Origin of the sequence: Haliea sp. E1-2-M8 (assembly GCF_030649675.1) — a bacterium.
Lineage (GTDB): Bacteria > Pseudomonadota > Gammaproteobacteria > Pseudomonadales > Halieaceae > Haliea.
Map to the genome: position 1 here is coordinate 144,390 of NZ_JAUTDR010000004.1, position 26,631 is coordinate 171,020.

Consider the following 26,631-nt stretch of genomic DNA (forward strand, 5'->3'; position numbering starts at 1 on the left):
CCCCGGGTCCGTATTCCGCGCTCCAGTACCAGGAGGGAACGAGCATCATGAAAATCCTGCAAAGTTGTGTCGTGGCAGGCCTGCTTGCGGCGGCCGCCACCGGATATGCACAGACGCCGACCGCCGACGCCGCGAGCCGCGCCGCCGAGCTGAAGGAGTTCGATATTGTGCCCTGCTTGCTGCCGCCGCGGGTGCGACGCCTGGGCGGCATCGTTTATCCGGAGCGGCGCCAGTTGACGCAGGTGACCGCGAAGGTGTGTGAACTGCGCGGCGGTGAGTACACAGCCTATGATCGAGCGACCCCCGAAGCCTCGGTAGCCTTCTTCCTGCCGCTTGCCGAAGAGGGGGATACCGCTGCGCAAACCCGGCTCGGTGAGGTGTACCAGTACCTGTTTGCACAACCCCGCTACGCTGACGCCATGGCGTGGTACCAGCGCGCGGCCGAGCAGGGAGATGTCACTGCGCTGCGCCGGCTGGCGCATCTTCATGAAAACGGGCTCGGGGTTGAGCGCGACTCATTGCTGGCGACCAACCTGTGGCGCCAGGCCACCGGCCTGGGCGAGGCTTTGGTGCTGGCCTCGGAGGCGGAGGCGGCCAGAACTGCCGCGGAGCAGCGAGTGGCGCAGTTGACCAGTCAGTTGCGGACCCGCAATGCGGAAGCCGACGCCCTGCGTCTGGAGCTGGAGGAAGCCCGTGCCGGGTTCATCGCAAGGCGCGATTCCCTGCGCGGCGCAGCGGAGGAGGTGGCTGCCCTGCAACAGCAGCTCGCCCGGGCCCGCAACCAACCGGCGCCGGCGGACAGCGGCCGGGTGGCGGAACTGGAGCGTGAGCTGCGGGACAAGCGGCAGCGTGTGGAGGATCAGCAGTTCCAGCTGGAAAGCCTGGAAGCGACACTGGACGCCAGGCAGGCGACCCTGCTGGCGAGTGTGCGCCAGGTAGAGCTGGAAAATCGCCGTCTGCAGGGCGAGTTGGAGCGGGTAACCGCCATGTCCGAGCTGGAGCTGGCGGAAGCCCGCAATGCGCTTGCAGCGAGGGGCCAGGAGATCGCCACCTTGCAGTCTCAGCGCGCCGAACTCGCCACCGGGGCGCAGGCGGACCAGCAGGCTCTGGCGGCCATGGATGCCCAGCTGGCGGCGCTGCGGGACGCGGCCGATACCCTGCGTGACGAACTGGCGACGGCCCTGAATGAACGCCAGCGCACGGAGGCGAAGCTGGCCCAGACCGAATCGGCCCTGGTCAAGTTGCGTCAGCAGGAGACCGCCGCCAGCGACGAACGGGAAGCACTGCAGGCCACCGTGGCGCTGGGGCGCAGTGAGCGCGACCAGCTTGCCGCGGCGGTGGCCGCCGCCGGGCGCGAGGAATCCAGCCGCAGCGCGGAGCTGGCACAATTGCGTGGAGAGTTGGCCGCACGCGACGCCCTCCTCGCCCGGCAGGAAACCAGGCTGGCCGAAGTGGACGCGGAAGCAAAACGCTACCAGCGCGAAGTCGCGGAACTGCGTGAGCAGTGGACGCAGCAGGTCGCGACCCGCAGCGTGCTGGAACCGCTGCCGGACACCTCTCGCATGCGCATTCCCGGCGATATCAAGGTAGGCAAGTTCCACGCTTTGGTGATTGGCAACAACAACTACCAGCATCTGCGCCAACTCAGTTTCGCCCACAACGATGCCCGCGCCATGCACGAGGTGCTGACCCAGCGCTACCGGTTCCAGTCGGAGCTGCTGCTGGACGCTACCCGGGGAGACATCTTCCGCCGCGTGGACGCTCTCAAGGGGTCACTCAAACCGGAGGATTCCCTGCTGATCTACTACGCCGGGCACGGCTCCGAAGACGGCTCCGACAGCTACTGGATGGGGGTCGACGCCACCTCGGCGTCACCCGGTGCCCAGGAAATGTTTGGCGTCTCCAGCAGCGCTCTGGCACGGTGGCTGGCCATGTTGCCGGCCAACCATGTGCTGGTGATCGCTGATTCCTGTTACTCGGGGCGCGGTATCGTGACCTCCGGCGGTATCAAGCTGCGGCAGCATGAAATTGAGCAGAACCTGAAATTCTACTTGCAGAACCGCGCGCGCACGGTGCTGACCTCGGGCGGCGTCGTGCCGGTGCCGGACGGTGGTGCCGGCAACCATTCAGTGTTCACCAAGGCCCTGGTGGGGTTGCTCACCCAGAATACCGGCGTGCTGTTCGACAATGACCTGTACGCTCACCTGAAGGAGCGTATCCGCCACGGTACGGAAGCCAACATCGCCGTGCCGGAGCCCATCTTCGGCCGGATCGAGATCAACAATGGGCACGGTTCCGGGCAGTTTGCCTTCCTCCACCCCAACGTTGTGGCGCAGCGTTGACTGCCGCCGGGATTTCGTTCCCGGCCCGCACCCGGTTGCCGTCTCGGCTCAACTTGGTATGATCTTCCACAGGCCGCTGATGGCGTAGTCGGCAAACTGCGAGACGCACTGTGCGAGCCGTTTATCCATGGGGAATCCACCTACCCGGTTGGGGCCAGAGCCGCGGGAGCCGGTTAAGCTCGCTCTGCCTGGACGCAGGGTCCCTCAGTGGGGCATGCCGTTGCCCGCCCAGACCACCTTCTCGCAATCTCCAGAAAAGTCCTTGATCAGCGCGGACCGCACCAGAAACTGGCTGGCCGTGATCAACCATTGGCCGTCGCGCCGCTCATACTCATCCAGATAATGACCACCCAACTGTACGCTGGTCTGGTCGCGGGTATTGATGCTGTGGAATCGCAGTCCCACCCTGGCAGTGGCCGAATCCGGGCCGGTGAGGTCGACGATCATGTTTTCCGCGTGATGCATGTCCACGATGTGGTCGTGGCAGCCCAGTTCCACGAAAACAGCGACGAAGGCCTCACGGCTATCGAACTGGCCGATGTGGCCGAAGTTGATTTCAATGTTGCCGGCTGCGAAGCAGTCCCGCACCAGGTCTGGCTGCTTGTCGTCACAGGCGTTGAGGTAACGGAACTTCAGTGTTCTGATAGCCTCTATGTCCTGCAGCGAACGTACTTGTGCCGCCCAATCCGTATCCTGTGGTCGCATGTGTGATCTCCGCGGAAGTGTGCATCGGGAGAGCTAGCATACCGCCCCGGAGCAGGGCGGCAACCCCGATTCCCGCTCTCGGCACAAGAGTTTTGCCAGTCCGACGATTAATGACCATACTCTGATTATTCAGGGAGAGAGACATGCAGTCGGCCGCGATACCAGATAACGATACCAGGCGCCTGGAGACGCTGAGATCTCTCAATATTCTCGACAGCAAACCGGAGGAGCGGTTCGACCGGCTTACCCGCCTGGCGATGCATGTGTTTGATGTGCCCATTGCGCTGGTCAGCCTGGTAGATACTGACCGCCAGTGGTTCAAGTCCCGCCAGGGGCTGGACGCGACAGAGACACCGCGCGATATCTCCTTCTGTGGCCACGCGATTACCGGTGAAGGCGCGTTTGTGGTGGAGGACGCTTCAGCCGACAGCCGCTTTGCCGACAACCCCCTGGTGACCAGCGACCCGGGCGTGCGCTTCTACGCGGGCTATCCGATCAGGTATCTGGACGGCAATGTGCTGGGCACGGTGTGCATTATCGACCACAAACCGCGTCAGTTTGGTTCCCGTGACCTGTTGATTCTGCAGGACCTCGCCACCCTGGTGGAACACGAGATGCAGGCCATGGAAATGGCTACCCTGGACGAACTGACCGCGATCAACAACCGCCGTGGCTTCTTCATCATTGCCGGCCAGGCCCTGCGCATGTCCCGGCGCAAGGACTTTCCGCTGACCCTGGTATTTATTGACCTCAACCGGTTCAAGCCCATCAACGATCGCTTCGGTCACGCGGAGGGGGACCGGGTGCTCAAATTCTTCGCCGGTGCCCTGCTGGAGGTCAGCCGGGATTCGGACATTGTGGCCCGGCTGGGAGGAGACGAATTCGTATTGCTGCTCAACGACGCCAACGACGATGAAGTAAAGACAGTCATGGCGCGGTTTCGGGAGGCTGTCGGAGAGTACAACCGGGGGCTGGAACTTGGCTATGCCGTTGCATTCTCTTACGGGGTTGTGCGCTACAACGCGGCCAGGCACGAGGATCTGGACGCTCTGCTGGCCGAGGGTGATGCCCTGATGTACCAGCGCAAACGGGGTGGCGACCACCGGTGATGACAGCGTGGCGAAGCTGGATTGGGAGCCCCGGGCGCCTGTACCCATTGCTGTTGATGACTGTTCTGCTGGCGAGTGTGGCCCATGCGCAAAGCCTGGAGGTACTGCGGGTCGGGGTCTATCACAACCCCCCCAAGTTGCTGCTGCTGGATGACCGATTGTCCGGTATTTTTGGTGACCTGTTGCAGCACATCGCAGAGCGCGAGGGTTGGTTGCTGGAGCCGGTGCCCTGTGGCTGGAACCACTGTCTCGAACTCCTGCGCGAGGGCCGGATCGACCTGATGCCGGATGTAGCCATCAACGATGTCCGGGACCAGGATTTCAGTTTTCACCAGACGCCGGTATTGCGCAGCTGGTCTCAGTTATACAGTTCGGCGGCGATCAACGTCGCCAGCCTGCTGGACCTCGATGGTCTGCGCATCGCGGTGCTGGAAGGGTCCGTCCAGCAGACCTACCTGGCCGACCTGATGCAGAGTTTCGATCTGGAGGTGCGCTGGGTTGCCGTTCCTTCTTTCGAACAGGGGTTCGTCGCGGTGCGGGATGGCCGCGCTGACGCGGTGGCCGCCAACCACCTGTTCGGTGATCAGCGCGCTCGTGACCTTGGGTTCTTTGTGACGCCGGTACTGTTCCAGCCTTCGCGTCTGTATTTTGCCGGGCGCCAGGGCTTGGACAGCACCGTGCTTGAGGTGCTGGACCGGTACCTGGGCAGCTGGCAGGCGGAGCCGGACTCTCTCTATTTCAGGATATTGCAGCGTTGGGGGGTGGGCGGTGACGAGTCCGATTTACCGGACTGGCTCTACCCGGTGGCAGGGGCGGGCCTGCTGCTGTTGGCCGTGGCCCTGTGGCTCGCCTGGTTGATGCGGCGCACGGTGGCTGCCAAGGCTTCGGAACTGCAGCTGGCGGAGACCCGGCTGGAAACCATCCTCGACAATATCGATGCCTGTATTTACACCAAGGGGCTGGACCACTGCTATCGTTATGTCAATCGCAGGCAGCGCGAACTGTTCGGGCGGGAGGCATCCGCCTTGCTCGGCGCAACCGATGACGACCTCTACGACCAGGCGACCGCGCAGCACCAGCGCGAAGTGGATACGCGGGTTCTGACCCGGGGTGAGCGTTCTGCCGAAGAGGAGGTCGTGACGTTCAAGGGTGGCGGTTCCCGCACCTTTCTGACGATCAAATTACCGCTGCGGGACCCGGCCGGCCGTGTTTATGCGTTGTGCGGTGTGGCTACCGACATCAGCAGCTATCTGCAATTGCGGGAAGAGCTCAACCACGCCCAGTATTTTGATACCGTCACCGGGCTCGCCAACCGCGTCCTGTTGCTGGAGCGTCTTTCCCAGGGCCTGGCCAGTGCCCAGCGCACGGGTCTGGAGGGCGCGGTGGTGACTTTGGACTTTACCGCGTTTGGCCTGGTCAACGAGACCTTCGGATTTCCGGCGGGCGATGAATTGCTGCGACAGGTGGCGGCGCGTATCACTGCCCTGGTGACCAAAGCAGACGTTGCCGCACGCATCGGTGCCGACGATTTCACCATCGTTTTGACGGATCTCAGCGGTGATCGTGACACCGCGGTGCTGGACGCGAGACGCTGGGTCAGCGCGCTCACAGCCTCCCTGAGTGAGCCTTTTCAGTTGGCGGGGACCAACCAGGCCATGTCATTTTCGGTGGGGATCAGCATGTTCAGTGATGCCGGCGCCGGTGCCAGCTCCGATGCCAGCACCTTGTTGCGCAACTCCGAGCTGGCCCTGGCGGGCGCCCGCCGGGACGGGGCGATGAGCGTGCGTTTCTTCGACCCGGCCATGCAGCGCGGCGTCGATCGTCGGCTAAAAATAGAATCGGCGCTACGGCAGGCGCTGGAGCAGCACTCGTTTGAGCTGTTCCTCCAGCCCCAGGTCGATTGTGACCAGCGGGTGATTGGCGGTGAAATCCTGCTGCGTTGGCGGCACCCGGAGCTGGGGGATGTGGCCCCCGGCGAATTCATTCCGGTCGCTGAGTCCAGTGGCCTGATCATCCCGCTGGGCAACTGGGTGTTACAGCAGGCCTGCCAGATTTTGCGGGACTGGCAGGCTGAGCCGCTGCTCTCGGATCTGACCCTGGCAATCAACATCAGTCCCCGACAGTTTCGCCATGGGGACTTTGTCGAAGAAGTGGAACGCAGCATTCGTCAGTACAACCTGCGCCCCAGTCTGATCGAGCTGGAAGTCACGGAGGGCATGCTGATCACTGATGTCGCCGATACGGTGGCGCGCATGGAGCGCCTGACCGCGCTGGGGGTACGTTTCTCGCTGGACGATTTCGGTACTGGCTACGCTTCCCTCAGCTATCTGAAACGCCTGCCGTTGTACCGGCTCAAGATCGATTACTTGTTCGTGCGCGACCTGCTCACCGATAACAATGACCAGGCTATTATCGCCGCCACCCTGCAGTTGGGGCGCAGCCTGGGTCTGGATGTGATCGCCGAGGGGGTCGAAAGCAGTGGCCAGCTGGAACAGCTCAAGGTCATGGGCTGCGAGAAATTCCAGGGGTTTTATCTGGGCCTGCCGGAACCGGTCAGTCACTGGGCGATCCGCCTGCGGCAATCCCGGCAGCTCGTTTCAGCGGGGTAGCGGTACTTTCGCCGGAGCACCGGCGACTTCCTGCACCAGTCGCGGTACCAGGTAGCCCGGAAGCACGGTGCTGATCTCCCGGTGCAGTGCACGTGCCCGTTCCGCACCGACCTCAAAATGAGCAGCCCCTGCCACCCGGTCGAGGAGATGCAGATAATAGGGCAGGGCGCCGGCCTCAAACAGGCGTTCGCTGAGGCGGGCAAGCGCGGACGCGCTGTCGTTCACACCCGCCAGCAAGACCGCCTGGTTGAGCAGCGTCATACCCTGCTGGCGAATCATTGCGAAGGCCGCTGCCACGGCTGCGTCGATCTCATTGGCGTGATTGCAGTGCACCACCAGCACTGTCTGCAGGCGTGGGTGGGACAGGGCCGCCAGCAGCGCCGGGGTGGTCCTGCCGGGAATCACCACCGGCAGCCGTGTGTGCACCCGCAGGCGCCGGATGTGGGGGATGGCTGCCAGCTCCGACACCAGCTCTGCGAGTTGGGCATCACCCGCCATCAGGGGGTCGCCGCCGCTGAGGATGACTTCGCTGATGCTGTGGTTGTCGGCAATGTAGGACAGGGCCGACCGCCACTCGCTGCGGCTGTTCTGGTTGTCCGCGTAGGGGAAGTGGCGGCGGAAGCAGTAGCGGCAGTGGATGGCACAGCTGCCGGTAACCAGCAACAGCACCCTGCCCTGATACTTGTGAATGATGCCCGGCTGCGGATTGGCCGCGCCGGTCTCCCCGGTCGGGTCGGAGCCATAGCCCGGCACGGCCTGCAGCTCCCGGGTCCCCGCGAGTACCTGGAGCAGCAGGGGATCGTGCGGGTCTCGCTGAGCCATGCGGGCGAGAAAAGCTCGCGGGACCCGCAGCGGGAAGTCCCTGGCCGCAGCGTCGCTCCAGCCGATTTGCTCGGGGCGCAATTGCAGGGCGTCACAGAGTGCCGCCGGCGAGGTTACCAGGTCGCGCAGTTCGGCGCGCCAGTCGGCGGCCGCGGTGCCGGCATTGATGAGCTCGATGGAGTTCATGGCTGGCGGTACAGGCCCAGGGCCTTCTTCAGGTCGCGCTTGAGTAGCGTGGCACCGGTGTGCAGCCGGTTCTTCAGGCTCAGCCAGCGCCAGCGCGTTACCGGCAGCAGTTGCTCCCAGATCTGCTGCGCCGCGGGCGCCAGGACGAAGCTGGCGCTGACCTCGGCCTTGTCGGCCCGGCCGAAGCCGCGGAATTCATTGGTTTTGTTGTCCTGGTGGATCACGGTCAGCCAGATACGCTGGCCGCGGATACGGCGCAAGTGGGGCTCGCGCTTCCACTGGGCGTGAACCTTGTGCCAGACGCTGAGCGGCTCCCGGTTGCGCTCGATCAGGCTGACAAAGGGGTTGTAGGCGTTCACGGTGCGCCCCAGGCGCTGTACCGGGGCAATCTCCAGCATGTAGCCGTCGATAAAATCCAGGGCCAGGAAATCCGTGGGCGCAAACTGCTCCTGTACGCGGGCGATAAAATCGCTGCTGATACAGTCGTCATTGTCCAGGCGGCTGGTGATAACGTAGGGGGCAGCGGCTGCCGCAATGCGCGCCTGTACGTCTGGCAGAAAAGCCGGCATGCCGTCGACAAACACGGGCTGGAACTGCGGGCATTCCCGGTGGTAGCGTTCTATGCGCGGCAGCCACTGCTCCGGAGTCTGGGTGTCAAAGTACACCAGCCAGCTGAACCCGGCTTCGGTTTGCGCCGCCACGCTGGGCAGGCAGTACTGTTCAAACAGCTGGAAGCGATCCTGTAGCCAGGCCTCGCTCAGGACCGGGTGCTGCGACCGGCTGCTGGTCCAGCTCGGGTTGCGCAGGTTAAAGCGGGTGATGAGAAAGTGTTCGAACATTGGTGGTTGCATCCGGTCCCTGCGGTCCCTGCGGCCCCTGGGCGGCCCTGGCTGGCCAGCGGGCTCAGCCCAGACGATCGCGAAGGCTATAGAATAACATGCCCGCAACCAGTCCGGGCCAGCGCAGCAGGGTACCGCCGGGGAATTGGCGGGAGGGAACCCGGGCCATGACGTCAAAGCGCTCGGCGCTGCCACTGATGGCCTCCGCCAGCAGCTTGCCCGCGAGGGTGGCAATCGGCACACCGTGGCCGGAATAGCCGTGGGCGTAGAACACCTGCGACGACAGACGACCGAAGTCCGGCATCCGGTTCATGGTGATGGCCAGGGTGCCGCCCCAGCCATAGTCGATCCGGGTGTCTGCCAGTTCAGGGTAGATACGCAGCATGTGCTTGCGCACAAAACCCTTGATGTCGGCGGGGAAGCGGCGGGTGTAGGATTCGCCACCGCCAAACAGCAGGCGGTTGTCCGCAGACAGCTTCCAGTAATTGACCACGAACAGGGTATCCGTCATGGACGTGTCGTCACGGGTCAGTTGCCGCGCCAGCGGCTCCGGCAGCGGTTCTGTCGCCAGCATGTAGTTGTTGATCGGCATGATGCGCCCTGCGGTGCGCGGCTCAAGCTTTTCCAGATAGCCGTTGCAGGCCACCACCAGGTAGTCGCAGGTCACGGTGCCATTGCCGGTCTTGACGGTGACCTTGCCGCCCTCGCTGTAGCCGGTCACCCGGCTGCCCTCGTGCAGGTGGGCGCCGAGGTCGCGGGCGGCCCGGGCCAGGCCCAGGGCGTAGTTGAGGGGGTGCAGGTGGCGCGCGCCGAGATCGAGGGAGGCGCCGTGGAAGCCCTGGCTGGAGGTCATCTCCGCCAGCTCGGTGCGGTCGACGTAGCGGATCTGGTCGTAGCCATAGACGCTGTGCAGGTGCTCAACTTCCTGCTCAAGTTCCCGGGCGTCGCCGGGCTTCGACGCCAGGTGCAGATTGCCGCGCTTCAGTTCGCAGTCGATTCCGTGGCTGTCAATCAGCTCGCAGACCGTAGCCACTGCTTCCAGGCCGAGTTGCCACAAGGCTTTTGCATGCTCCAGCCCGACCCACTTCTCCAGCTGCTCCTGGCCCGCGCGTTGGCCGGTGCCGACATGGCCACCATTGCGTCCAGAGGCGCCCCAGCCGATTTTATTGGCCTCCAGCAGAATGACGCTGTAGCCGCGCTGGCGCAGGTGAATGGCGGTCGATAGCCCGGTGTAACCGCCACCGACAATGCAGACATCCGCCGCGCTGGAGCCTGCCAGCGCCGGGAATTCCAGCTGCTGGTTGGCGGTGGCGGCGTACCATGATGTGACGTGCGCTTCATTTTCCATTGGGCCATTATACGGATACGCTTGCGATGCGCTGCATAACACGTTAGGGGTAGCCCCCTTGCAGCATTATTTACAGTACTGCGATACTGGCCACTTCCCACCCTGTGGAATTCGTATGAAAACCGATACCCAAGCCATTCATGAGTGGCTCAAGCAGCACAAGATTTCCGAAGTGGAGTGTCTGGTGCCCGACATGACGGGCAATGCCCGGGGCAAGTTTATCCCGGCGCAGCAGTTCCTCAGCATGGGGGATCCGAAGCTGCCGGAAAGTATCATGATCCAGACCGTCACCGGGGAGTACTCGGATGAACACTGGGATTTCGTCGAGCCAACCGACGCCGACATGATTCTCAAGCCAGACCTGGCTACGCTGCGGGTAGTGCCCTGGGCCCGTGAGCCCACCGCCCAGATCATCCACGACTGCTACAAAATGAATGGCGAGCGCCATCCGCTTTCCACGCGCAATGTCCTGCGTCATATCCTGGACCTGTACGCGGCCGAGGGATTGCAGCCGGTGGTGGCGCCGGAAGTCGAGTTCTTCCTGGTGGCCAAGAACACCGACCCGGACTACGAGCTGATGCCGCCCAAGGGCCGGTCCGGGCGCCGGGAATCGGCGCGGCTGTCCTACAGCATCGACGCAGTAGCGGAGTTCGAGGACTTCGTTGAGGACATGTACGACTACGCCGACGAACAGAAACTGCAGGTCGACACCCTGATCCACGAAAACGGCGCCGCCCAGCTGGAGATCAACTTCCTTCACGGCGACGCCATGAGCATGGCCGACCAGGTGTTCGTGTTCAAGCGGACCGTGCGGGAAACCGCGCACAAGCACGGGATGTACGCGACCTTCATGGCCAAGCCCATGCAGCGTGAGCCCGGTAGCGCCATGCACATTCACCAGAGCATGCTCCGCGTCGATACCGGCGAGAACATTTTTTCCGAAAAGGACGGCACTCATACCCCGGCCTTCCTGTCCTACATCGCGGGGCTGCAGCGCTACACGCCGGAATTGATCAGCCTGTATGCGCCCAATGTGAACTCCTATCGCCGGTTGGCGCCGGAGATTGCGGCGCCGATCAACCTCAACTGGGGCATGGACAATCGCACCACGGCCTTCCGGGTACCCTGGGGGCCGCCGGAGGCGACCCGGGTGGAAAATCGGTTCCCCGGCGCCGACGCCAACCCCTACCTGGCTATTGCCGCCACGCTTGCCAGCGGCTATCTGGGCATGAAAAAGGGCCTGACGCCGACGCAGCCTCACCAGGGCACTGCCAACGAGGACGACGTCGAGGTCGCGCGCACCCTGGAAGAAGGCCTGCGCAATCTGCACAACACGCCGGAGCTGCAGGACATGATCGGTGACCTGTTCCTGCGCGCCTATGCCGCGGTGAAGCTGGATGAGTTTGAGGAGTTCAACCGCGTGATCAGCTCCTGGGAGCGCGAACACCTGCTGCTGCAGGTCTGACGGAGGCACCGATGACAGCGAGCAGCAATGTGTTCGGCAGCGAGCGGCGTTATCAGCTGTTCACCGCCGTCAAGTACCTCACTTTTCTGCTGTTGGGCATCAATGTCTATCTTTTCCTGCAGGAAGAACTGCTGACCCTGGCGGCGATGGGCGCGGACTCCGTCGCCGCGGGCCAGCTGGTGCAGGTTTTCTCCGCCACCATTGATACCGCCGCCTGGATCATCCTGCTGCTGTTGTTTGAGCTGGAGACCTCGGTGCTCGATGACCGCCGGATTCATGGCCCCGTGCAATGGGCGCTGCACGGGATCCGGGGCCTGTGCAGCATCGCCATCGTCTACGCCTTCACCGGCTACTACGCCGAGCTTACCCCGCTGTACGACGTTGCCCCCTTCCTCGGTAACGCCTGCGCCATGGCCGACCAGTCCTGGTCAGTGCTGGTCAATCTGGATGAGTTTGTCCCGCTCGACGCGGTGAGCTGTGCAGCCCTGGGCGGGGAGGTCTATCAGCTGCAGGGCTTCAATGTCCTCACCAGTGCCGACAGCCTGGCAGCCGCCAAGCGCCTGGCCTGGGTCGATGTGATCAACGCCGGCGTCTGGATTCTGGTGGTGGTGGTGCTGGAAATCGAGGTGCGCCTGCAGTTGCGGGGCAAGCTCTCGGCGTCGATCCTGGGGGCCAACAAGTATTTCAAGTCGGTACTCTATGGTGTGCTGTTCTTCGCCGCAGCCTATTGGGGTGTGGCGGGTGATTTCCTCGATTTCTGGGACGCGTCCCTGTGGCTGTTTGCCTTTATTTTCATCGAAATGAATGTATTCGAGTGGCAGTATGAATCGCGCCCGGATACAGCTGCCGTCTAGAGTTTTTCTTCCAGCCCGATGTGCTCAATGCGGGGATAGGGGCGCCACTCGAACACTTGCTGGTGATTGCAGATCAGGCAGCGGTGGTCTATCGCTCCGGATTTGGGGTCCATCTCGCCACAGGCCGCCATCATCCCCTTGCCACAGGCGTCGCAGACGTAATTGACTTCGATGGGTCTGACTTCGCGCTTCAGTTCCGGCATTGCCTGTTGCTCCTGCTTCCCTGGGGGGCCTATGCTAGCGCGACTGCCTGCACATAAGAAGCGTTCTCTCGAGCAACTTTCGCGCACACTCGGGTTTCGGGCAATGTAGCGAATGGGGGCATGTTTGCCTACCGGGTACTAGCATATAAGCTGTGCCGAACTGCCTGGGGAGTCCTGAGCTTGGATACGGAACTGCTGCGCACTTTCCTTGAGGTGCGCAATACCCGCCATTTTGGCCGCGCTGCCGAGAACCTGTTTATCACTCAGGCGGCGGTCAGCGCGCGCATCAAGCAGCTTGAGGAAGCGCTGGGTGTGGCGCTGTTCATCCGCCATCGCAACAACATCCAGCTCAGCAGCGAAGGTGAGCGGCTGGTCCCGCATGCAGAAACCGTGCTGCTGGCGCTGACGCGCGCGCGCCAGGAATTGCGCCTGGAGGATGCCCGCAGCAGTCAGGTCTATCTGGGAATACGGATCGGGATCTGGAGCAGTGTCTTGCAGCAGCGGCTGCATACCCTGCAGCGTGAAGACCCGGACCTTGCCCTGCGCATCGAGAGCCGCGAATCCGGCGAACTGATGCGCAAGCTGCTGGACCGCACTCTGGATCTGGCTATAGCCTACGAGCCACCCGGTGTGCCGGAGCTGGAGAGCGTACCTGTCGGGCGCCTGACCCTGCGCCTGTACAGCTCCCGGCCGGATGACACGCTGGAGGAAGCCATGGCCGGCAACTATGTGTTTCTGGACTGGGGCGGGGGCTTCGCCCGCTTTCACGACAAGCGTTTTGGGGAACAGCGGCCGCCGCGGCTACACACCAACCTCAACGATCTGGCCAGCGATTTCCTGGCGGAATTTGGCGGCGCCTGTTTCCTGCCCGCGAGCCTGCTGGACTATCTCGCGGGCACGGGTCTGTCGCCCGTTGCCGCCGCCCCCAGCTTCAGCCGGCCCCTGAATCTGGTCTACCACAGCAGCTCACCCAAACGCGCCCAGATCGACCGGGTGGCGAAGTGTTTTCAGGGGGTTCAGGTATAGCAGGGGGAGAGGACATGGTCGCCTTGTGGGCGACTTCCGGGATTCAGCGACCGGGCGGGGGCGTGCGGGCTCCCGCCACCGGGGACTAGAAGTCCTCGAATTCCAGGTCGTAGTAGCCCAGTTCTTCCCGCAAACGACGCTGCTCAATGCGCTGCTCGGCACGGCGACGTTTCGCGGCGAGGCGCTGCTTTTCGGTGGAAACACAGGCAACCTCTTCGAAGTCGTCATCCGCCATGTCCATCAGCGCCGGCTCGAAGATATCATCGAGGCCATCATTGGCAGCGGGTTCTTGTGTGCGTTCAGTCATAAATCACCTCCTGATGATTTATAGCCTTGAATTTCGGCGCAATATCACTCAGTGATTTCAGCGAGTAAATCAAAATTTTGTTGGATTTATAACAAATTTATTTTGTTGAGAGTGCTGCTACGCACGCGGCTTAATGGATAGGCGGCCCGCTCCCTGTCCTGGGTTCCCTGCACTCGCGGCTACGTCCCTGTAGTCTGTCATCCTTGACGGTGTTGCCAGCGAGCCGCCTGGGTCAATTCCAGCAAAGGCCGTGCCAGTCCCGCTGCAACGTGAAACCGGTGGCAAGTGGCCGTAGTGGGCTTGACGCGCTGTCCGTCCCGGCGTCGGCGGACGTGTCCGGCCGCGTCCATCAGGCGTCAGCTGGCGCCGCGCAGTCGGGTCAGAATTTCCATTGCAACGTCCTGGGGGTCGCGCCCTTCTGTGGCGACGGTGAAATCCGCGTAGCGGCGGTAGAGGGGGGTGCGCTCGCGGAAGACATCGGCATAGCTGTAGCCGACGTCACTGGCAATGCCGCGCGGCGGCGCGGCGGCGACGCGTGCTTCCAGGGTCGACAGAGGCACGTCCAGATAGACCACCGGCCCGGCCTGTTTCAGGCGCTGCATGATCCGGTCGCTGTACACCACGCTGCCTCCGGTCGCGATGACAGTGTGTGTCAGCGGGACGGCCAGCAGGATCTCCTCTTCCAGCGCACGCAGGACGATATGGCCGCGACTGTCTATGATCTCCTGCAGGGTGGCTCCCGCCTGGACCTGGATTTCCAGGTCGGTGTCGTTGAAATCCAGGCCCGAGAGTTTGGCCAGCAAAACCCCCACGGTGCTTTTACCGGCGCCGGGCATGCCGATCAGGCTGATGGTGCGCGTTGGAGGCGGGTTTTGATGCACGGTGTGGTCCTGCGGCAAGGATGGTTACAGTAGCAACGCCCAGACCGCATGGCAAAGCCCTGCGCCGGGTTCGCCGCTGACAGACCGATGGCGGGCGCCTGGGAGCGCAAATGTTAGTCTGGTAGCCACCAGGAAAGCCAACCCGAGAGTTTTTTGAATGTCATTTAAATTCGAGATCGGAGAATCCGCGGGCGACGGCATCCGCCGCATGGCGCGAGAGCAGATGGACAAAGCGCTGGCGGAAATCGTCGATAGCGGCCTGGACCGGCACGGTACCGTGCACCAGTTGCGCAAGCGCTGCAAAAAGATCCGTGCGCTGCTGCGCCTGGCCCGCGGCGATCTGGATAACGGCTGCCAGGTGTACAAGAGAGAGAACGACTGCTTCCGGGATGCTGCCCGGAGCTTGTCCTACGTTCGCGATGCGGAGGCGTTGCTCGAGACCTATGACCGGCTGATCGACACCTTTGCCAAACAGAGCAATCGTCAACGCCTGAAAAAAGTGCGTGACGTGCTGGAGGAGCGGAAGCGGAAGGTGGTCGAGGACGGAATTGGCCTCGACGGCCGGATCGAGGCCTTCGCCGCCACCATCCTTGAGGCGCGCAAGCGGGCCGGCGACTGGCCGATCGGCGACGGCTTCGATTCCCTGGCACCGGGCCTGCAAGAAACCTATGCGCGGGGCCGCAAGGCCATGAAAAGGGTGGCGGACAAGCCAGGCACTGAAAACTTTCATCAGTGGCGCAAGCGCGTCAAATACCATCTCTACCACGTGCGGGTACTGCGCCCGATCTGGGACGACGTGCTGGATGAGTGGCGGGACGCGTTGGAAGACCTGGGCGACGACCTGGGCGATGACCATGACCTTGCGGTGTTTGGGAAAACGCTGTCGGAGGAACAGGAGCGTTTTGAGTCCAACCGCGACCTGCAGGCCCTGCTGGGTCTGTCCGACCGGCGGCGCGCCCAGTTGCAGGCCCGGGCGTTTCCGCTGGGCCAGCGCCTCTTCGCGGAAAAGCCCAGGCATCTGGTGCGTCGGTTCGAAGCCTACTGGGAGGCGTCGCTTGCCGACGTGAAGCGTGGTTCGAGCATGATGGAAGCCGATGCGAAGGTGCCTGCCGATGACTGAGTCGGATTCCACGCGCGAAAGCGAACGGAAATTGCGGGTGGATGGCGCCAAAACCGGCGGCGGCTCATGCTTTGCATTCTACCCTGTTCCGGCAGCCTCCCAGGGCAACACGCCGGCCACAACTGCCGCCATCAGTGTGATTATGGCGTACGCCACCAGTACCAGCACGCCATCATGCGCCACCAGAGCCAGCCCGAAGGCGCAGAGCGCGACACCGGCGATGGACGACGAAAACAAGACAAGTTCCATTGCCGGCATCATCACCGCAATGGCCAGGCAAGTCAGTGCGATCAAGACCGTTGACGGACCCCTGACCAGATATGTCAGACGCGGTTGCAGATAGCGGTCAATAGTCGCGCAGGGTGTCTGCAGCCACTCCAGTATCCGCAACAGCTTTTGTCGTGGCAGCGTGCGTTGCAGTAGCCACCGGGGCAGCCAGAAGTGACGTCGGCCGGCCAGCATTTGCAGTGACACCAGCAGCACGATCAAGGCCATCATCGAGGGAAACAGCGGAATCCCGCTCAGGGGCGAGACCAGCAATGTGCCCGTAAGCATAAGCAGCGGCGCGAAAGATCGGGTACCTACAGCCTCGAGTATGTCACCCACCGTAACAAGGGTGTGCTCGTTGTGCGCCACGATCGCGATCTGCTCGAGCAACTCTTCAAGGTTCCTGGCAGCATGCTCAGTCATGAGCGCAGGGCAGCAACTTACGCATAAAAGGACCGTATTGAACCTGACATCTTCTGCTGGGGGGGCAACGCTTGCGTGACCGTTCGTAGCGGGAAGCGTAACCTACAACACCGTTGGCGACCAGCGGGTTGCTTCCCCCGGGGTAGATCTCGCGCCTTGCGCGGGCGTTGGCCTCTGGTTAGAGTGCCGGATTGCCCCCATCAGACACAGCCGAGGCGTTAACGATGACCCTGTTGCACACTCCTCTCGACGCCCTGCACCGGGAACTCGGTGCCCGCATGGTGCCTTTCGCCGGTTACGACATGCCGGTGCAGTATCCCGCCGGTATTATCAAGGAGCATCTGCATACCCGGCAGGCTGCCGGACTGTTCGATGTTTCCCACATGGGTCAGGTAGTGCTGTCGGGAGCGGGGTCGGCGGAGCTGTTGGAAGCCCTGGTGCCGGCGGATGTCGTTGGCCTTGCGGATGATCGCCAAACCTACGCCCTGCTGACCAACAGCACTGGGGGCGTGCTCGATGACCTGATTATCACCCGCTGGGGGCCGGAAACCTTCTTCCTGGTGGTAAATGCCGCCTGCAAGGAGCAGGACATCGCCCATTTGCGTGCGCACCTGGATGGCCAGAGCCTGGAGGTGATGGCGGATCAGGCCCTGCTGGCACTGCAGGGACCGGCGGCGCGCGAGGTCATGGCCCGGCTGTGTGCCGCGGCCGCCGCGCTCACCTTCATGCACGGCATGCGGGCGAGTATCGACGGGGTGGAGCTGTACATCACCTGCTCCGGCTATACCGGTGAGGACGGTTTCGAGCTGTCCCTGCCCGCGGTCAGCGCGGACAGGATTGCCCGCCTGTTACTGGCACAGCCGGAAGTTGCACCGATCGGCCTGGGTGCTCGCGATTCCCTGCGTCTCGAGGCTGGCCTGTGCCTGTATGGGCACGAGTTGAGTGCTACCATTGATCCGGTGCAGGCCGGGCTGGTCTGGTCCATTGGCAAGGCGCGGCGCCCCGGCGGCGAGCGCCCCGGTGGCTTCCCCGGGGCCGACAGGATTTTCCAGCTTGTCGAGCACAGGCCGCCGCTGCGTCGGGTGGGGTTGGTGGTAGACGGCAAGCGGCCGGTGCGGGAGGGGCAGACGGTGTTCGACGAGCGTGGCGAACAGGTAGGTGAAGTCTGCTCTGCCTGCTTTGGCGCCAGCGTCGGTGTTCCCATTGCCATCGCCTATGTGCGACGGGACGGCGGCGAGCCAGGTACGCGGCTGATAGTCGATGTGCGCGGCAAGCCGGTCTCGGTCACCGTGGCCAAAATGCCTTTCGTGCCCCAGCGCTACTTCCGCGGCTGAGCCCGACCCGGGTCAGTGCGCCCAGGCGCGCAGGGCCCGGAACTGCTGTGACAGGTAGTCCATCTGGTCTGCCAGTACCCGCTCCTTGGCCAGGAAATGCCACTCCCAGGTGTTGGGCCGGAACGGCACCGCCAGCAGCGGCATGCCGGCTTCTTCCGGGGTGCGGTTATCCTTTGCCCAGTTGCAGCGGCGGCAGGCGGCGACCACATTCTCCCAGCGGTCGCTACCGCCGCGGGAGGTGGGCAGCACATGGTCACGGGTCAATTCAGAGCGGGGAAACTGCTGGCCGCAGTAGAGGCAGCGGTGGTCATCACGGCGGAACAGGGTGCGGTTGCAGAGCGGCAGGCTGAAGTCGCTGCGGATGCGCCCCTGCAGGGCGATGATCGGTTGCAGGTCGATGCGGGAGCGCAGGCCGGTGAGGCGCTGGACTCCGCCCATAATCGGCGGCAAAGGTGCCCCCACGCCGTAGAGGACGTCTCCTCGGGCGTAGGCGGATACGGCTTGCTGGGCGGTGATCCAGCCGCGTGGTTGACCTGCTACGTCCAGTTTCAGGATGTTTTGCATGGGCGGCCACTCCGTGGTTTGCTCTAAGCTACTGTAAAAGTGTGGCTTTCACAATCCTGCAGATTGTGTACCCTGCAATGGAGTCACGGGGCGTGCGCACACCGCTCCTGGCCGCTATTCTGTAATGTGTGTGCGCATTTCGCTAATACAGCGGGGAGTCGGCGGTGACGGTGCAGTGGATATGGCTTGGTGCAACCGTTGTACTGGTGTTTGCTACCCTGGTGCCGCTGTCGCGGATCACCGCCTGGTGGATTCGCGGGCTGGATTTTCCCCGCCTGCAGCTATCCGCGCTCGCCGGCACGCTGCTTGCCGTCGGCGTGGTGATCGGCGTGCTGGATGGGCTCAGCCCGCTGGTAATTACCGGTTTGGCCCTGTGCGCCGGATGTATCATTTTCCATGCCTGGTGGATTCTTCCCTACACCCGCCTGTGGCCGCGGGAAGTGCTGGACACCGATGGCGCGACACCCTGCCTGCGGCTGCTGACGGCAAATGTTCTGACCCCGAACCAACATGCGGACCGTTTCCTCGAACTGGTGCGCCAGAACAACCCGGACATCTTCATCACGCTGGAATCTGATTCCCGGTGGCAGGGCTATCTGGACACGCTCGAGGGCGACTATCCGTTCAGCGTAAAGGTGCCCCTGGACAATCTCTACGGCATGCACCTGTACTCCCGCCTGCCGCTCAGCGACACTAAAGTCGCCTATCTGGTGCAGGAGGACATACCCTCAATCCACGCCAAGGTGCATTTATCGGACACGGTTGACCTGCGCCTGCACGTACTGCACCCGGCACCGCCAAGCCCGACCGAAAACGAGGAATCCACCGAGCGTGACGCGGAGCTGGTGGTGGTGGCGCAAGCGGTCGCGGACGAGACCGGCCCCGTCATCGTCACCGGCGATCTCAACGACGTTGCCTGGTCGACCACCACGCGTCTCTTTCGCAAGATCAGCGGCCTGCTCGACCCGCGGGTGGGGCGCGGCATGTTCAACACCTATCATGCCGAGCATAAATTGCTCCGCTGGCCCCTTGATCATCTGTATCACAGCGACCACTTCACGGTTAGCGAGCTGCGCCGTCTGCCGGCCTTCGGCTCGGATCACTTTCCCCTGCTGGTCGAACTGTGCCACCAGCCCGTGCGGGGGGATAAGCAAGAGGGGCTGAAGGAAGATTCAGAGGACCGCGAGTTGGCGGGGGAGAAGGCCGCGGCTGAGCCCGTTACTGCCGAGGATGTACCCGACCCCGACCCCGATCGCTAGTCTCAACGCTCGCTGCCCGGTGTTCACCGGTTATCGCGCCGTCCAGCTCACTTCGACCAGGGCGGACCCATTGCCGAGCACGCGACCCTGAAAATGCTGGCCGCCCAGAATTTCGCCCACACCCGCCGGGGTTCCTGTCATGAGGATGTCGCCGTCTTCCAGAGTCATGAAGCCGGCCAGGTTGTCGAGAATGCTCTGCGGTGGATACAGCATCAGCGGCACACCTCCCTGCTGGCGCGTTTCGCCGTCGACCCGCAGCTCCATTGACAGTTGCTCGACCGGCAGGGTCAGCGGCAGGAACTCGCTGAACAGGGCGGCGCCGTCAAAGGCCTTGGCGCGCTCCCAGGGCAGGCCTTTCTCTTTCAGGCGCGACTGCAGGCTGCGTTTGGTCAGATCGAGTCCAAAGCCCACGGCGGCCAACTGTCCGCCCTCCACCAGAAACGCGATTTCACCCTCGTAGTGCAGGGGCTCCCCATGAGCCGCATACAGGGTGTCGCCCAGGGCCGAGTTCGGCTTCAGGAACACGACCATGTCTTCGGGCACCTCACTGCCCAGCTCTTCGATATGGGCCACGTAGTTGCGGCCGATGCAAACGACCTTGGAGGGCGCAATGGCGCGGCCCTGGCAGTGAATTGTGCGCACAACAGATGTCCTCGTAGCGGTTTGGCGTGCTTGCTGTGGCATCATAGCGCGGTCGCCGGCGCCTGAAACAGCGTGCGCCAAAAGTTTCTGGGAACAGGGAGTAACCATGGATCTTGTCACCGAATGGGGTCCCCTGGTGCTGGCCATGCTGGCAACGGGTGTTTTCGCCGGTCTCATGGCGGGCCTGCTGGGAGTCGGTGGCGGGATTGTCATTGTGCCGGTGCTGGATGCCGCCCTGGGAACCCTGGCCGTCGATCCGGCGATCCGCATGCATGTTGCGGTGGCGACCTCGCTGGCGACAATCATCCTGACTTCCCTGTCATCGGCTCGCGCCCACCACCAGCGTGGTTCGGTCGATTTCATCGTGGCGCGCAGTTGGGGTGGCTATATCCTGGTGGGCGCGGTGTTCGGCGCCTGGCTGGCTTCGCGCCTGCACAGCAACGTGCTGGCGTTGATCTTTGGTTCGGTGGCGGTGCTGCTGGGCCTGCGCATGCTGCTGTTCGGCGGTCGCAACCCGGAACCCGCGCGAGAGATACCCACGGGCCTCGGGATCCGGCTGATACCTCTGGGGATAGGTGGTCTCTCCAGCATGATGGGCATCGGCGGCGGCACCTTCAGCGTGCCGGTGCTGTCCTTGCTCGGGCACACCATCCACCGGGCGGTGGGCACCTCGGCTGTGTTTGGCCTGCTGATCAGCGTACCCGGCGCTGCTGCCTTTGTGGTGACGGGTTGGGGGGATCCGCGGTTGCCGGCAGCCAGCCTGGGTTTTGTCAACCTGCTGGGGCTGGCGTGCATTGCGCCGGCGACGATTCTGGCCGCGCCCTGGGGCGCGCGCATTGCCCATCGCCTGAACGCGCGCCAACTCAATCTGGCTTTCGGGTTTTTCCTGCTGCTGGTGTCCGGGCGGATGTTGTTGCGGGCGCTGTGAACCACGCCGCGCGGGCAATGGTCAGCGCAATAGCAGCAGGGTGATGTCGCTGTGGCTGAGCATGCGGGTGGTGTTGCTGCCGACGAAGAACTGGCGGATGCGGGAATGCCCCCAGGCGCCCATGACCATCAGGTCGATATCGTTGTCGCGGTGATACTGGCCCAGGGCGGCCTGGACTTCGCCCTCCACCGTGGCGGTGATGACCTCGAAGCCGGCTTCCACGAGAGAGTCGCGCGCCTGGCCGATCTGCCGTGTCTGCTCGGCTGATAGCGGGCCCACGGTGACCAAATGGCAGGGCAGGCCCGTCAGCAGCGGACTACTGGCCACCAGGTCCAGCGCTTTGGACGCGGTGGGGCTGCCATCGTAGGCGATCATGAACTGCCGGGGGGCGACAAACTCCCGCATAACCACCATGATCGGTCGGTGTACGCTGCGCACCACGCTTTCCAGGTGGGAGCCAATGGTATGCGCGGCGATATCGTGATCCTCGCCGACACGCCCCATGACCAGCAGGCGGGTGTCTCCTTCCATCTCCCGCAGGGTCTCCAGCAGGCTGCCGTGGCGCTGGCGTTTCTCCAGCGATTCCACGCCCGCTGCAGCCGCCAGCCGGGCGGCATCTTCCAGCAGGTGCTTGCCATGTTCCATGGCCAGTCGCTCCCGGCGCGCGTCCAGCTCGGTCAGCTCTGCCAGCAGCTGCTCCCGGCTGCCCAGGCCGATGCTGCCCGAGAGATCCTGGGTCGGAGGGGCCTCCGGTCTTTCCAGTACATGCAACAGGAGAAGGGGCGCCTGCAGGCGCTGGCTGGCCCAGGCACTGGCAGTGGCCACGCAGGGGGCGCTGGGAGAGGCGTCGATGCAGGCGGTAACGGTGGACATGTGGGCTTCCTGGCCGGGAGTGGCAACAGCGTCATGCTACGTGCGGTGGCGAATGGCTGCAACACCTCACCGCACTAACATTGCATGGATTCGGACCGGCTCAGTGACCGGTCATCAGCTTCTCTATTTCTTCCGGCTTGTCGTGAACACCGAAGCGGTCGACGATAGTGGTGCTGGCCTCGTTGAGGCCGAGGATCTCCACTTCCGCGCCTTCGCGGCGGAACTTGATCACCACCTTGTCCAGAGCGGACACCGCGGTGATGTCCCAGAAGTGCGCCTCGCTGACGTCGATGGTGACTCGTTCCAGGGCCTCCTTGAAATCGAAAGCGCCGACAAAGCCCTCGGCGGTGGCAAAGAACACCTGGCCGATAACCCGGTAGCGGCGGTGCCCCTCGCCCTCGTCCTGGCTCTGCACCAGCATGAAGCGGCTGATCTTGTTGGCGAAGAACAGCGCGGCCAGCAAAACGCCCACCAGTACGCCCAGCGCCAGGTTGTGAGTGCCGACTACCACCACAACTGTCGCGACCATGACGATACTCGAGGATAGCGGGTGGTGCTTGAGGTTGCGGATGGAGTCCCAGGAGAAGGTGCCGATGGCCACCATAATCATCACCGCCACCAGCGCCGCCATGGGGATCTGCTTGAGCCAGTCGCCGAGGAACACCACCATCAGCAACAGATAGAGGCCGGCGGCAAAACAGGACAGGCGGCCGCGGCCGCCGGATTTGATGTTGATTACCGACTGGCCGATCATGGCGCAGCCCGCCATGCCGCCGAGCAGTCCGGAACCGATATTGGCGATACCCTGGCCCTTGCACTCCCGGTTCTTGTCGCTCGGTGTGTCGGTGAGGTCATCGACGATGGTGGCAGTCATCATCGACTCCAGCAAGCCGACCACCGCAAGCGCGGCGGCGTAGGGGAAGATGATGGCCAGGGTTTCCAGGTTCAGCGGCACGTCCGGCCACAGAAACACCGGCAGGGTGTCGGGCAGTTCGCCCATGTCGCCCACGGTGCGGATGTCCAGCTGCAGCAGGATGGCCACGGCGGTCAGAGCCAGGATGCAGATCAGGGGTGACGGCACCAGCTTCCCCACCAAGGGTAGCAGGGGGAAAAGATAAATAATGCCGAGGCCGGCCGCAGTCATCGCGTAGACGTGCCAGGTGACGCCGGTCAGTTCCGGCAGCTGGGCCAGGAATATCAGGATTGCCAGCGCGTTGACGAAGCCGGTCACCACCGACCGGGACACGAAGCGCATCAGCGACCCCAGGCGGAGGAACCCCGCCAGGATCTGCAACACCCCGGTGAGGACTGTGGCGGCGAGCAGGTATTCGAGGCCGTGCTCCCGCACCAGGGTGATCATCAGCAGCGCCATGGCCCCGGTGGCGGCGGAAATCATGCCCGGCCGGCCGCCGGTGAAGGCGATGATTACGGCGACTGAAAATGAAGCGTAGAGGCCGACCTTGGGGTCGAGGCCGGCGATAATGGAAAAGGCAATGGCCTCGGGGATGAGGGCGAGCGCAACGACGAGACCGGCGAGCAGGTCGCCGCGAATGTTGCCGAACCAGTCCTGTTTGAGTGTAGCGAGCATGGCAGATAGTCTTCGCGAGAGTCAGCGGGAACCGCAAAACGAACCGCCGCCGTGCAGGGGTGCCCGGCGCCAGCGGCTGGCGATTATGGAAGGCGCGGGATTATCCGCGAAACCGGGTCCAAATACCACCGCACTGTGAACTTGTACCGGTGTCCATGCGGGGTGCCGCCGGTCCGCGCCCTCATGCCCGCCGGTCGGGGGGCTGCTGCGCCTGCACCGCCAGGGTCAGGGCTCGCAGCTGCTCCTGTACTGCATCGAGCTGGTGGACGATGCGGTCGCGCTCGTCGTGGGCCTGCTGGACTTCGCGGGCGTTCTGCTCCGAGCTCATGACCTCCAGGATCGCGCCTACCATCATGTTGAGGAAGATGAACGCAGTCAGGAAGATGAAGGTCAGGTAGTAGATCCAGCTCAGCGGGTGGAGCTCCATGGTCGCGTACATGACGTCGGTCCAGTCCTCGAAGGTGGCGACCCGGAACAGGGTCAGCATGGACACTGCCACGTCGCCCCACAAATACTCGTCGACACCGGCAAAGAACATGGAGCCGATCGCGGCGTAGATGTAGAAGATGATGAACATCAGCAGGGCGATGTAGCCCATGCGCGGTATGGCCTTGAGCAACGAGTTGATCAGGAAACGCAGCTCGGGTAACACCGAAACCAGGCGCAGGACCCGGAATACCCGCAACAGCCGCCCCAGCAGTACGGCTTCGGAGTTGTCCAGCGGGATCAGGCTGCCGATCACCACGATGGTGTCAAAGATGTTCCAGCCGTCGAGGAAAAAACGCCGCTTGTCTGGACAGGCGACGAAGCGGAACAGGATCTCCAGCAGAAAGAAGACGGTGATCGCTGTGTCGAGGATGCCCAGGGTGCGTTCCACCCAGGGGCTCAACTCGTAGGTCTTGGCGCCGATGGTCAGCGCCGAGAGGATGATGATGGCGATCACCGCGCCCTGGAACAGGCGGCTGGATTCTATCCGGCGCAACACGCTGGAACCGGAAGACGATAGGGATGCGGGAGGCATGTGGTGAGCTGCTCGGGCAAGAGTTCGGGAGCGGGGATTCTAGAGCGCCGCTGCTATTTTTGCGAGCTATTGCCAGACCTGGGGCCGGCATCGTCCTCGACTGGCTGACGCTAACCCGCAAACGCCGTGACTGATCTCGGCTATACTGCGAAGAGGGTGTCATTTGGCGCCCGGGAATAGTCGGGAGGTGTGGTCGTATGCATCAACTGAGTGGGCTGGATGCCACTTTTCTGTACGCAGAAATGAACAATTCGCCGATGCACATCGCGCCGCTGCTGATCTATGACCCCTCCACCACCGGCACTGAGGTGGTGCGTTTCAAGGACATCCTCAATACCTTTGCCAGCCGTTTACACCGGTCCCCGGTGTTCAAGCGCAAACTGGCGATGGTCCCTCTCAACCTCGATCAGCCCTACTGGGTGGAAGACGAGAATTTCGACCTGGAATTCCACGTCCGCCATATCGCCCTGCCGAAACCCGGCGACTGGCGCCAGCTGTCGATCCTGGTGGCGCGCCTGCACGCCCGTCCGCTGGACCGTTCGCGCCCGCTCTGGGAGGCCTATATCATCGAAGGCCTGGACAATGTCGCGGGCCTGCCCGAGGGCTGTTACGCCATGTTCCTGAAGATCCATCACGCGGCGATTGACGGTGCCTCCGGGGTGGAAATCATCTCGGCCCTGCACGACCTTACCCCCAATCCGCCGTCGCCGCGGCAGGAGGCGTCTCCGGTACAGGACCCGGGGCTCAGCAGGGTGGAAATGCTCTGGCGCGCCTACAAGGTCAATATGTGGGCACCGTTCCGGCTCGCCCGCCTGGTGACCGCGGGCATTCCGGCCTGGCGCCGGGTGCATCAGGGAGTCAAGGCGAAGAAATTCCGCACCCTGGGGGACAAGGAGCGCACGCGCTTCAATGCGGCCGTCTCGCCGCACCGGGTCCTGGGCGCTGCGGACTTCGATCTCGGCCTGATCCGGAAGATGAAAGACGCCGTGCCCGGCGCTACCGTCAACGACGTTATCCTCAGCATTGTCGGCGGCGCTCTGCGCCACTATCTGCTGGACAAGGGAGAACTGCCGGAAGGCAGTCTGGTGGCAGGCGCGCCGGTCAACGTGCGCAAAACCGAAGACGCCACTGCCGCGGGCAACCAGGTGTCGATGATGGTCATTGCCCTGGGCACGGATATCGCCGGTCCCCGCGAGCGCCTGCAGGCGGTGCACGAGGGAGCGGTCGGCTCCAAGGCCTACCACGAGGCTGTGGGCGCGCGGCTGATGACGGACATGACCCAGAGTTTGCCGGCAGAGCTGGCGGCGTTGGGGGTGCGCGCCGCCCTGGGGTCAGGGTTGATGGCCGGCATGAAACCGATTTTCAACACCATTGTGACCAATGTGCCGGGCCCGCAGGTGCCGTTGTACATGGGCGGTGCCCAAGTGCTGCGCAGCTATGGTCTGGGGCCCTGCATCGACAATATGGGCCTGTTCCACGCGGTGACCAGCTACCACGGGCAGATTGCCGTGTCGTTCCAGGCCTGCCGGGAAATGATGCCCGATCCGGGCTTCTACGAGCAGTGCCTGTACGCCGCCTATGCCGCCCTGCAAGCGGAGGTATTGGCTGTGCCCAAGGCCAGCAAGCCGGTGCAGCGCAAGGCGCGGAAGAAAGCGGCGAGCAGCCCCGCGGCGAAAGCATCGACCAAAGCGAAAGTGGCGAGCAAGACCGGAGCGCAGTCCAAGACCAAGGCCAAGGCCAGGAAAAAAGCTGCGACGCCGACCAGGGCCGGGAGAGTGAAGCCAGGAAAGCCGGTCAAAGCCAAAACCGCAGCGGCCCGCAAAGCGGCCGTCAAGCCGAAGCTGGCCGCGCCTAAGCTGGCCGCACGCGCCAAGGCCCGGCGATAGCTAGTACCCTGCCACCTGGAGGCAGGGTAC

General features: G+C 63.4%; 24 protein-coding genes. 11 read left to right on the top strand and 13 right to left on the bottom strand.

Going from position 1 to position 26,631, the window contains the following annotated elements:
* The first annotated feature begins 47 nt into the window (after window positions 1–47).
* Complete coding sequence (locus Q6D67_RS04845) at window positions 48–2,342, top strand: caspase family protein (protein WP_304704452.1); 2,295 nt, start codon at window positions 48–50, stop codon at window positions 2,340–2,342.
* Between the two features lie 204 nt (window positions 2,343–2,546).
* Here the strand turns inward: Q6D67_RS04845 and Q6D67_RS04850 are convergent, their stop codons facing one another.
* Window positions 2,547–3,047, bottom strand: coding sequence for a nuclear transport factor 2 family protein (locus Q6D67_RS04850; RefSeq protein ID WP_304704453.1), 501 nt, complete (start codon window positions 3,045–3,047; stop codon window positions 2,547–2,549).
* Between the two features lie 143 nt (window positions 3,048–3,190).
* Here Q6D67_RS04850 and Q6D67_RS04855 point away from each other — a divergent pair, with 143 nt between their 5' ends.
* Window positions 3,191–4,156: a sensor domain-containing diguanylate cyclase gene (locus tag Q6D67_RS04855; protein ID WP_304704454.1), complete on the top strand. Its 966-nt coding sequence runs from the start codon at window positions 3,191–3,193 to the stop codon at window positions 4,154–4,156.
* Window positions 4,156–6,765, top strand: coding sequence for an EAL domain-containing protein (locus Q6D67_RS04860; protein WP_304704455.1), 2,610 nt, complete (start codon window positions 4,156–4,158; stop codon window positions 6,763–6,765). Before Q6D67_RS04855 ends, Q6D67_RS04860 begins: the two co-directional genes overlap by 1 nt.
* On the opposite strand, the gene epmB is transcribed toward Q6D67_RS04860, so the two are convergent.
* The 3 genes from epmB to Q6D67_RS04875 form a co-directional block, all read right to left on the bottom strand.
* The gene (epmB, locus tag Q6D67_RS04865) at window positions 6,754–7,773 is read right to left on the bottom strand and encodes an EF-P beta-lysylation protein EpmB (protein WP_304704456.1); all 1,020 of its coding nucleotides are present in this window, start codon (window positions 7,771–7,773) and stop codon (window positions 6,754–6,756) included. The two genes, Q6D67_RS04860 and epmB, sit on opposite strands and share 12 nt — an antisense overlap.
* Window positions 7,770–8,612 (bottom strand): glycosyltransferase, encoded by an 843-nt coding sequence (locus Q6D67_RS04870; RefSeq protein WP_304704457.1) that lies wholly within the window; start codon window positions 8,610–8,612, stop codon window positions 7,770–7,772. Before Q6D67_RS04870 ends, epmB begins: the two co-directional genes overlap by 4 nt.
* 64 nt (window positions 8,613–8,676) lie before the next feature.
* Window positions 8,677–9,960: an FAD-binding oxidoreductase gene (locus Q6D67_RS04875; RefSeq protein WP_304704458.1), complete on the bottom strand. Its 1,284-nt coding sequence runs from the start codon at window positions 9,958–9,960 to the stop codon at window positions 8,677–8,679.
* A gap of 115 nt (window positions 9,961–10,075) precedes the next feature.
* On the opposite strand from Q6D67_RS04875, the gene Q6D67_RS04880 reads away from it, so the two are divergent.
* Complete coding sequence (locus tag Q6D67_RS04880) at window positions 10,076–11,425, top strand: glutamine synthetase family protein (protein WP_304704459.1); 1,350 nt, start codon at window positions 10,076–10,078, stop codon at window positions 11,423–11,425.
* A gap of 11 nt (window positions 11,426–11,436) precedes the next feature.
* Window positions 11,437–12,279: a hypothetical protein gene (locus tag Q6D67_RS04885; RefSeq protein WP_304704460.1), complete on the top strand. Its 843-nt coding sequence runs from the start codon at window positions 11,437–11,439 to the stop codon at window positions 12,277–12,279.
* On the opposite strand, the gene Q6D67_RS04890 is transcribed toward Q6D67_RS04885, so the two are convergent.
* The gene (locus Q6D67_RS04890) at window positions 12,276–12,482 is read right to left on the bottom strand and encodes a type II citrate synthase (RefSeq protein WP_304704461.1); all 207 of its coding nucleotides are present in this window, start codon (window positions 12,480–12,482) and stop codon (window positions 12,276–12,278) included. The genes Q6D67_RS04885 and Q6D67_RS04890 overlap by 4 nt on opposite strands.
* Window positions 12,483–12,662: 180 nt before the next feature.
* Here Q6D67_RS04890 and Q6D67_RS04895 point away from each other — a divergent pair, with 180 nt between their 5' ends.
* A complete protein-coding gene (locus Q6D67_RS04895; protein WP_304704462.1) occupies window positions 12,663–13,508 on the top strand; it encodes a LysR family transcriptional regulator in 846 nt (281 codons plus the stop codon).
* Between the two features lie 85 nt (window positions 13,509–13,593).
* Here Q6D67_RS04895 and Q6D67_RS04900 read toward each other — a convergent pair whose 3' ends face one another.
* Together Q6D67_RS04900 and Q6D67_RS04905 are read right to left on the bottom strand one after the other, a co-directional pair.
* Window positions 13,594–13,815: a PA3496 family putative envelope integrity protein gene (locus Q6D67_RS04900; RefSeq protein WP_304704463.1), complete on the bottom strand. Its 222-nt coding sequence runs from the start codon at window positions 13,813–13,815 to the stop codon at window positions 13,594–13,596.
* A gap of 356 nt (window positions 13,816–14,171) precedes the next feature.
* On the bottom strand, window positions 14,172–14,696 hold the full coding sequence (locus tag Q6D67_RS04905; RefSeq protein ID WP_304704464.1) for a shikimate kinase: 525 nt from the start codon (window positions 14,694–14,696) through the stop codon (window positions 14,172–14,174).
* A 157-nt stretch (window positions 14,697–14,853) separates the two neighbouring features.
* Between Q6D67_RS04905 and Q6D67_RS04910 the strand changes: the two genes are divergently transcribed.
* On the top strand, window positions 14,854–15,816 hold the full coding sequence (locus Q6D67_RS04910) for a CHAD domain-containing protein (RefSeq protein ID WP_304704465.1): 963 nt from the start codon (window positions 14,854–14,856) through the stop codon (window positions 15,814–15,816).
* Window positions 15,817–15,894: 78 nt separating this feature from the next.
* On the opposite strand, the gene Q6D67_RS04915 is transcribed toward Q6D67_RS04910, so the two are convergent.
* Entirely contained in the window at window positions 15,895–16,473 is a 579-nt protein-coding gene (locus Q6D67_RS04915; RefSeq protein WP_304704466.1) for an exopolysaccharide biosynthesis protein, read from the bottom strand.
* A gap of 257 nt (window positions 16,474–16,730) precedes the next feature.
* Here Q6D67_RS04915 and gcvT point away from each other — a divergent pair, with 257 nt between their 5' ends.
* On the top strand, window positions 16,731–17,840 hold the full coding sequence (gene gcvT / locus Q6D67_RS04920; protein ID WP_304704467.1) for a glycine cleavage system aminomethyltransferase GcvT: 1,110 nt from the start codon (window positions 16,731–16,733) through the stop codon (window positions 17,838–17,840).
* 12 nt (window positions 17,841–17,852) lie between these two features.
* Here the strand turns inward: gcvT and Q6D67_RS04925 are convergent, their stop codons facing one another.
* Entirely contained in the window at window positions 17,853–18,404 is a 552-nt protein-coding gene (locus Q6D67_RS04925) for an HNH endonuclease (RefSeq protein WP_304704468.1), read from the bottom strand.
* A 164-nt stretch (window positions 18,405–18,568) separates the two neighbouring features.
* Here Q6D67_RS04925 and Q6D67_RS04930 point away from each other — a divergent pair, with 164 nt between their 5' ends.
* Entirely contained in the window at window positions 18,569–19,663 is a 1,095-nt protein-coding gene (locus Q6D67_RS04930; RefSeq protein WP_304704469.1) for an endonuclease/exonuclease/phosphatase family protein, read from the top strand.
* A 30-nt stretch (window positions 19,664–19,693) separates the two neighbouring features.
* On the opposite strand, the gene Q6D67_RS04935 is transcribed toward Q6D67_RS04930, so the two are convergent.
* Window positions 19,694–20,305 carry a fumarylacetoacetate hydrolase family protein gene (locus tag Q6D67_RS04935; RefSeq protein ID WP_304704470.1) on the bottom strand — a complete coding sequence of 204 codons (612 nt, stop codon included), beginning with the start codon at window positions 20,303–20,305 and terminating at the stop codon, window positions 19,694–19,696.
* A 106-nt stretch (window positions 20,306–20,411) separates the two neighbouring features.
* On the opposite strand from Q6D67_RS04935, the gene Q6D67_RS04940 reads away from it, so the two are divergent.
* Window positions 20,412–21,233 carry a sulfite exporter TauE/SafE family protein gene (locus Q6D67_RS04940; RefSeq protein ID WP_304704471.1) on the top strand — a complete coding sequence of 274 codons (822 nt, stop codon included), beginning with the start codon at window positions 20,412–20,414 and terminating at the stop codon, window positions 21,231–21,233.
* Window positions 21,234–21,254: 21 nt separating this feature from the next.
* Here the strand turns inward: Q6D67_RS04940 and Q6D67_RS04945 are convergent, their stop codons facing one another.
* The 3 genes from Q6D67_RS04945 to Q6D67_RS04955 form a co-directional block, all read right to left on the bottom strand.
* Window positions 21,255–22,106 (bottom strand): universal stress protein, encoded by an 852-nt coding sequence (locus tag Q6D67_RS04945; RefSeq protein ID WP_304704472.1) that lies wholly within the window; start codon window positions 22,104–22,106, stop codon window positions 21,255–21,257.
* Between the two features lie 100 nt (window positions 22,107–22,206).
* A complete protein-coding gene (locus tag Q6D67_RS04950; RefSeq protein ID WP_304704473.1) occupies window positions 22,207–23,694 on the bottom strand; it encodes a SulP family inorganic anion transporter in 1,488 nt (495 codons plus the stop codon).
* A gap of 181 nt (window positions 23,695–23,875) precedes the next feature.
* Window positions 23,876–24,715 (bottom strand): ion transporter, encoded by an 840-nt coding sequence (locus Q6D67_RS04955; RefSeq protein ID WP_304704474.1) that lies wholly within the window; start codon window positions 24,713–24,715, stop codon window positions 23,876–23,878.
* A gap of 197 nt (window positions 24,716–24,912) precedes the next feature.
* On the opposite strand from Q6D67_RS04955, the gene Q6D67_RS04960 reads away from it, so the two are divergent.
* Window positions 24,913–26,601: a wax ester/triacylglycerol synthase family O-acyltransferase gene (locus Q6D67_RS04960; RefSeq protein WP_304704475.1), complete on the top strand. Its 1,689-nt coding sequence runs from the start codon at window positions 24,913–24,915 to the stop codon at window positions 26,599–26,601.
* Window positions 26,602–26,631 lie beyond the last annotated feature (30 nt).

Excerpts from the sequence above, each read along its gene's own strand:
- Q6D67_RS04890 (WP_304704461.1), bottom strand. The coding sequence starts at position 12,482 with ATGCCGGAACTGAAGCGCGAAGTCAGACCCATCGAAGTCAATTACGTC.
- Q6D67_RS04945 (WP_304704472.1), bottom strand. The coding sequence starts at position 22,106 with ATGTCCACCGTTACCGCCTGCATCGACGCCTCTCCCAGCGCCCCCTGC.
- Q6D67_RS04960 (WP_304704475.1), top strand. The coding sequence starts at position 24,913 with ATGCATCAACTGAGTGGGCTGGATGCCACTTTTCTGTACGCAGAAATG.
- Q6D67_RS04910 (WP_304704465.1), top strand. The coding sequence starts at position 14,854 with ATGTCATTTAAATTCGAGATCGGAGAATCCGCGGGCGACGGCATCCGC.
- Q6D67_RS04860 (WP_304704455.1), top strand. The coding sequence starts at position 4,156 with ATGACAGCGTGGCGAAGCTGGATTGGGAGCCCCGGGCGCCTGTACCCA.
- Q6D67_RS04940 (WP_304704471.1), top strand. The coding sequence starts at position 20,412 with ATGGATCTTGTCACCGAATGGGGTCCCCTGGTGCTGGCCATGCTGGCA.
- Q6D67_RS04855 (WP_304704454.1), top strand. The coding sequence starts at position 3,191 with ATGCAGTCGGCCGCGATACCAGATAACGATACCAGGCGCCTGGAGACG.
- Q6D67_RS04880 (WP_304704459.1), top strand. The coding sequence starts at position 10,076 with ATGAAAACCGATACCCAAGCCATTCATGAGTGGCTCAAGCAGCACAAG.
- gcvT (WP_304704467.1), top strand. The coding sequence starts at position 16,731 with ATGACCCTGTTGCACACTCCTCTCGACGCCCTGCACCGGGAACTCGGT.
- Q6D67_RS04925 (WP_304704468.1), bottom strand. The coding sequence starts at position 18,404 with ATGCAAAACATCCTGAAACTGGACGTAGCAGGTCAACCACGCGGCTGG.
- Q6D67_RS04885 (WP_304704460.1), top strand. The coding sequence starts at position 11,437 with ATGACAGCGAGCAGCAATGTGTTCGGCAGCGAGCGGCGTTATCAGCTG.
- Q6D67_RS04870 (WP_304704457.1), bottom strand. The coding sequence starts at position 8,612 with ATGTTCGAACACTTTCTCATCACCCGCTTTAACCTGCGCAACCCGAGC.
- Q6D67_RS04950 (WP_304704473.1), bottom strand. The coding sequence starts at position 23,694 with ATGCTCGCTACACTCAAACAGGACTGGTTCGGCAACATTCGCGGCGAC.
- Q6D67_RS04850 (WP_304704453.1), bottom strand. The coding sequence starts at position 3,047 with ATGCGACCACAGGATACGGATTGGGCGGCACAAGTACGTTCGCTGCAG.
- epmB (WP_304704456.1), bottom strand. The coding sequence starts at position 7,773 with ATGAACTCCATCGAGCTCATCAATGCCGGCACCGCGGCCGCCGACTGG.
- Q6D67_RS04900 (WP_304704463.1), bottom strand. The coding sequence starts at position 13,815 with ATGACTGAACGCACACAAGAACCCGCTGCCAATGATGGCCTCGATGAT.
- Q6D67_RS04875 (WP_304704458.1), bottom strand. The coding sequence starts at position 9,960 with ATGGAAAATGAAGCGCACGTCACATCATGGTACGCCGCCACCGCCAAC.
- Q6D67_RS04845 (WP_304704452.1), top strand. The coding sequence starts at position 48 with ATGAAAATCCTGCAAAGTTGTGTCGTGGCAGGCCTGCTTGCGGCGGCC.
- Q6D67_RS04955 (WP_304704474.1), bottom strand. The coding sequence starts at position 24,715 with ATGCCTCCCGCATCCCTATCGTCTTCCGGTTCCAGCGTGTTGCGCCGG.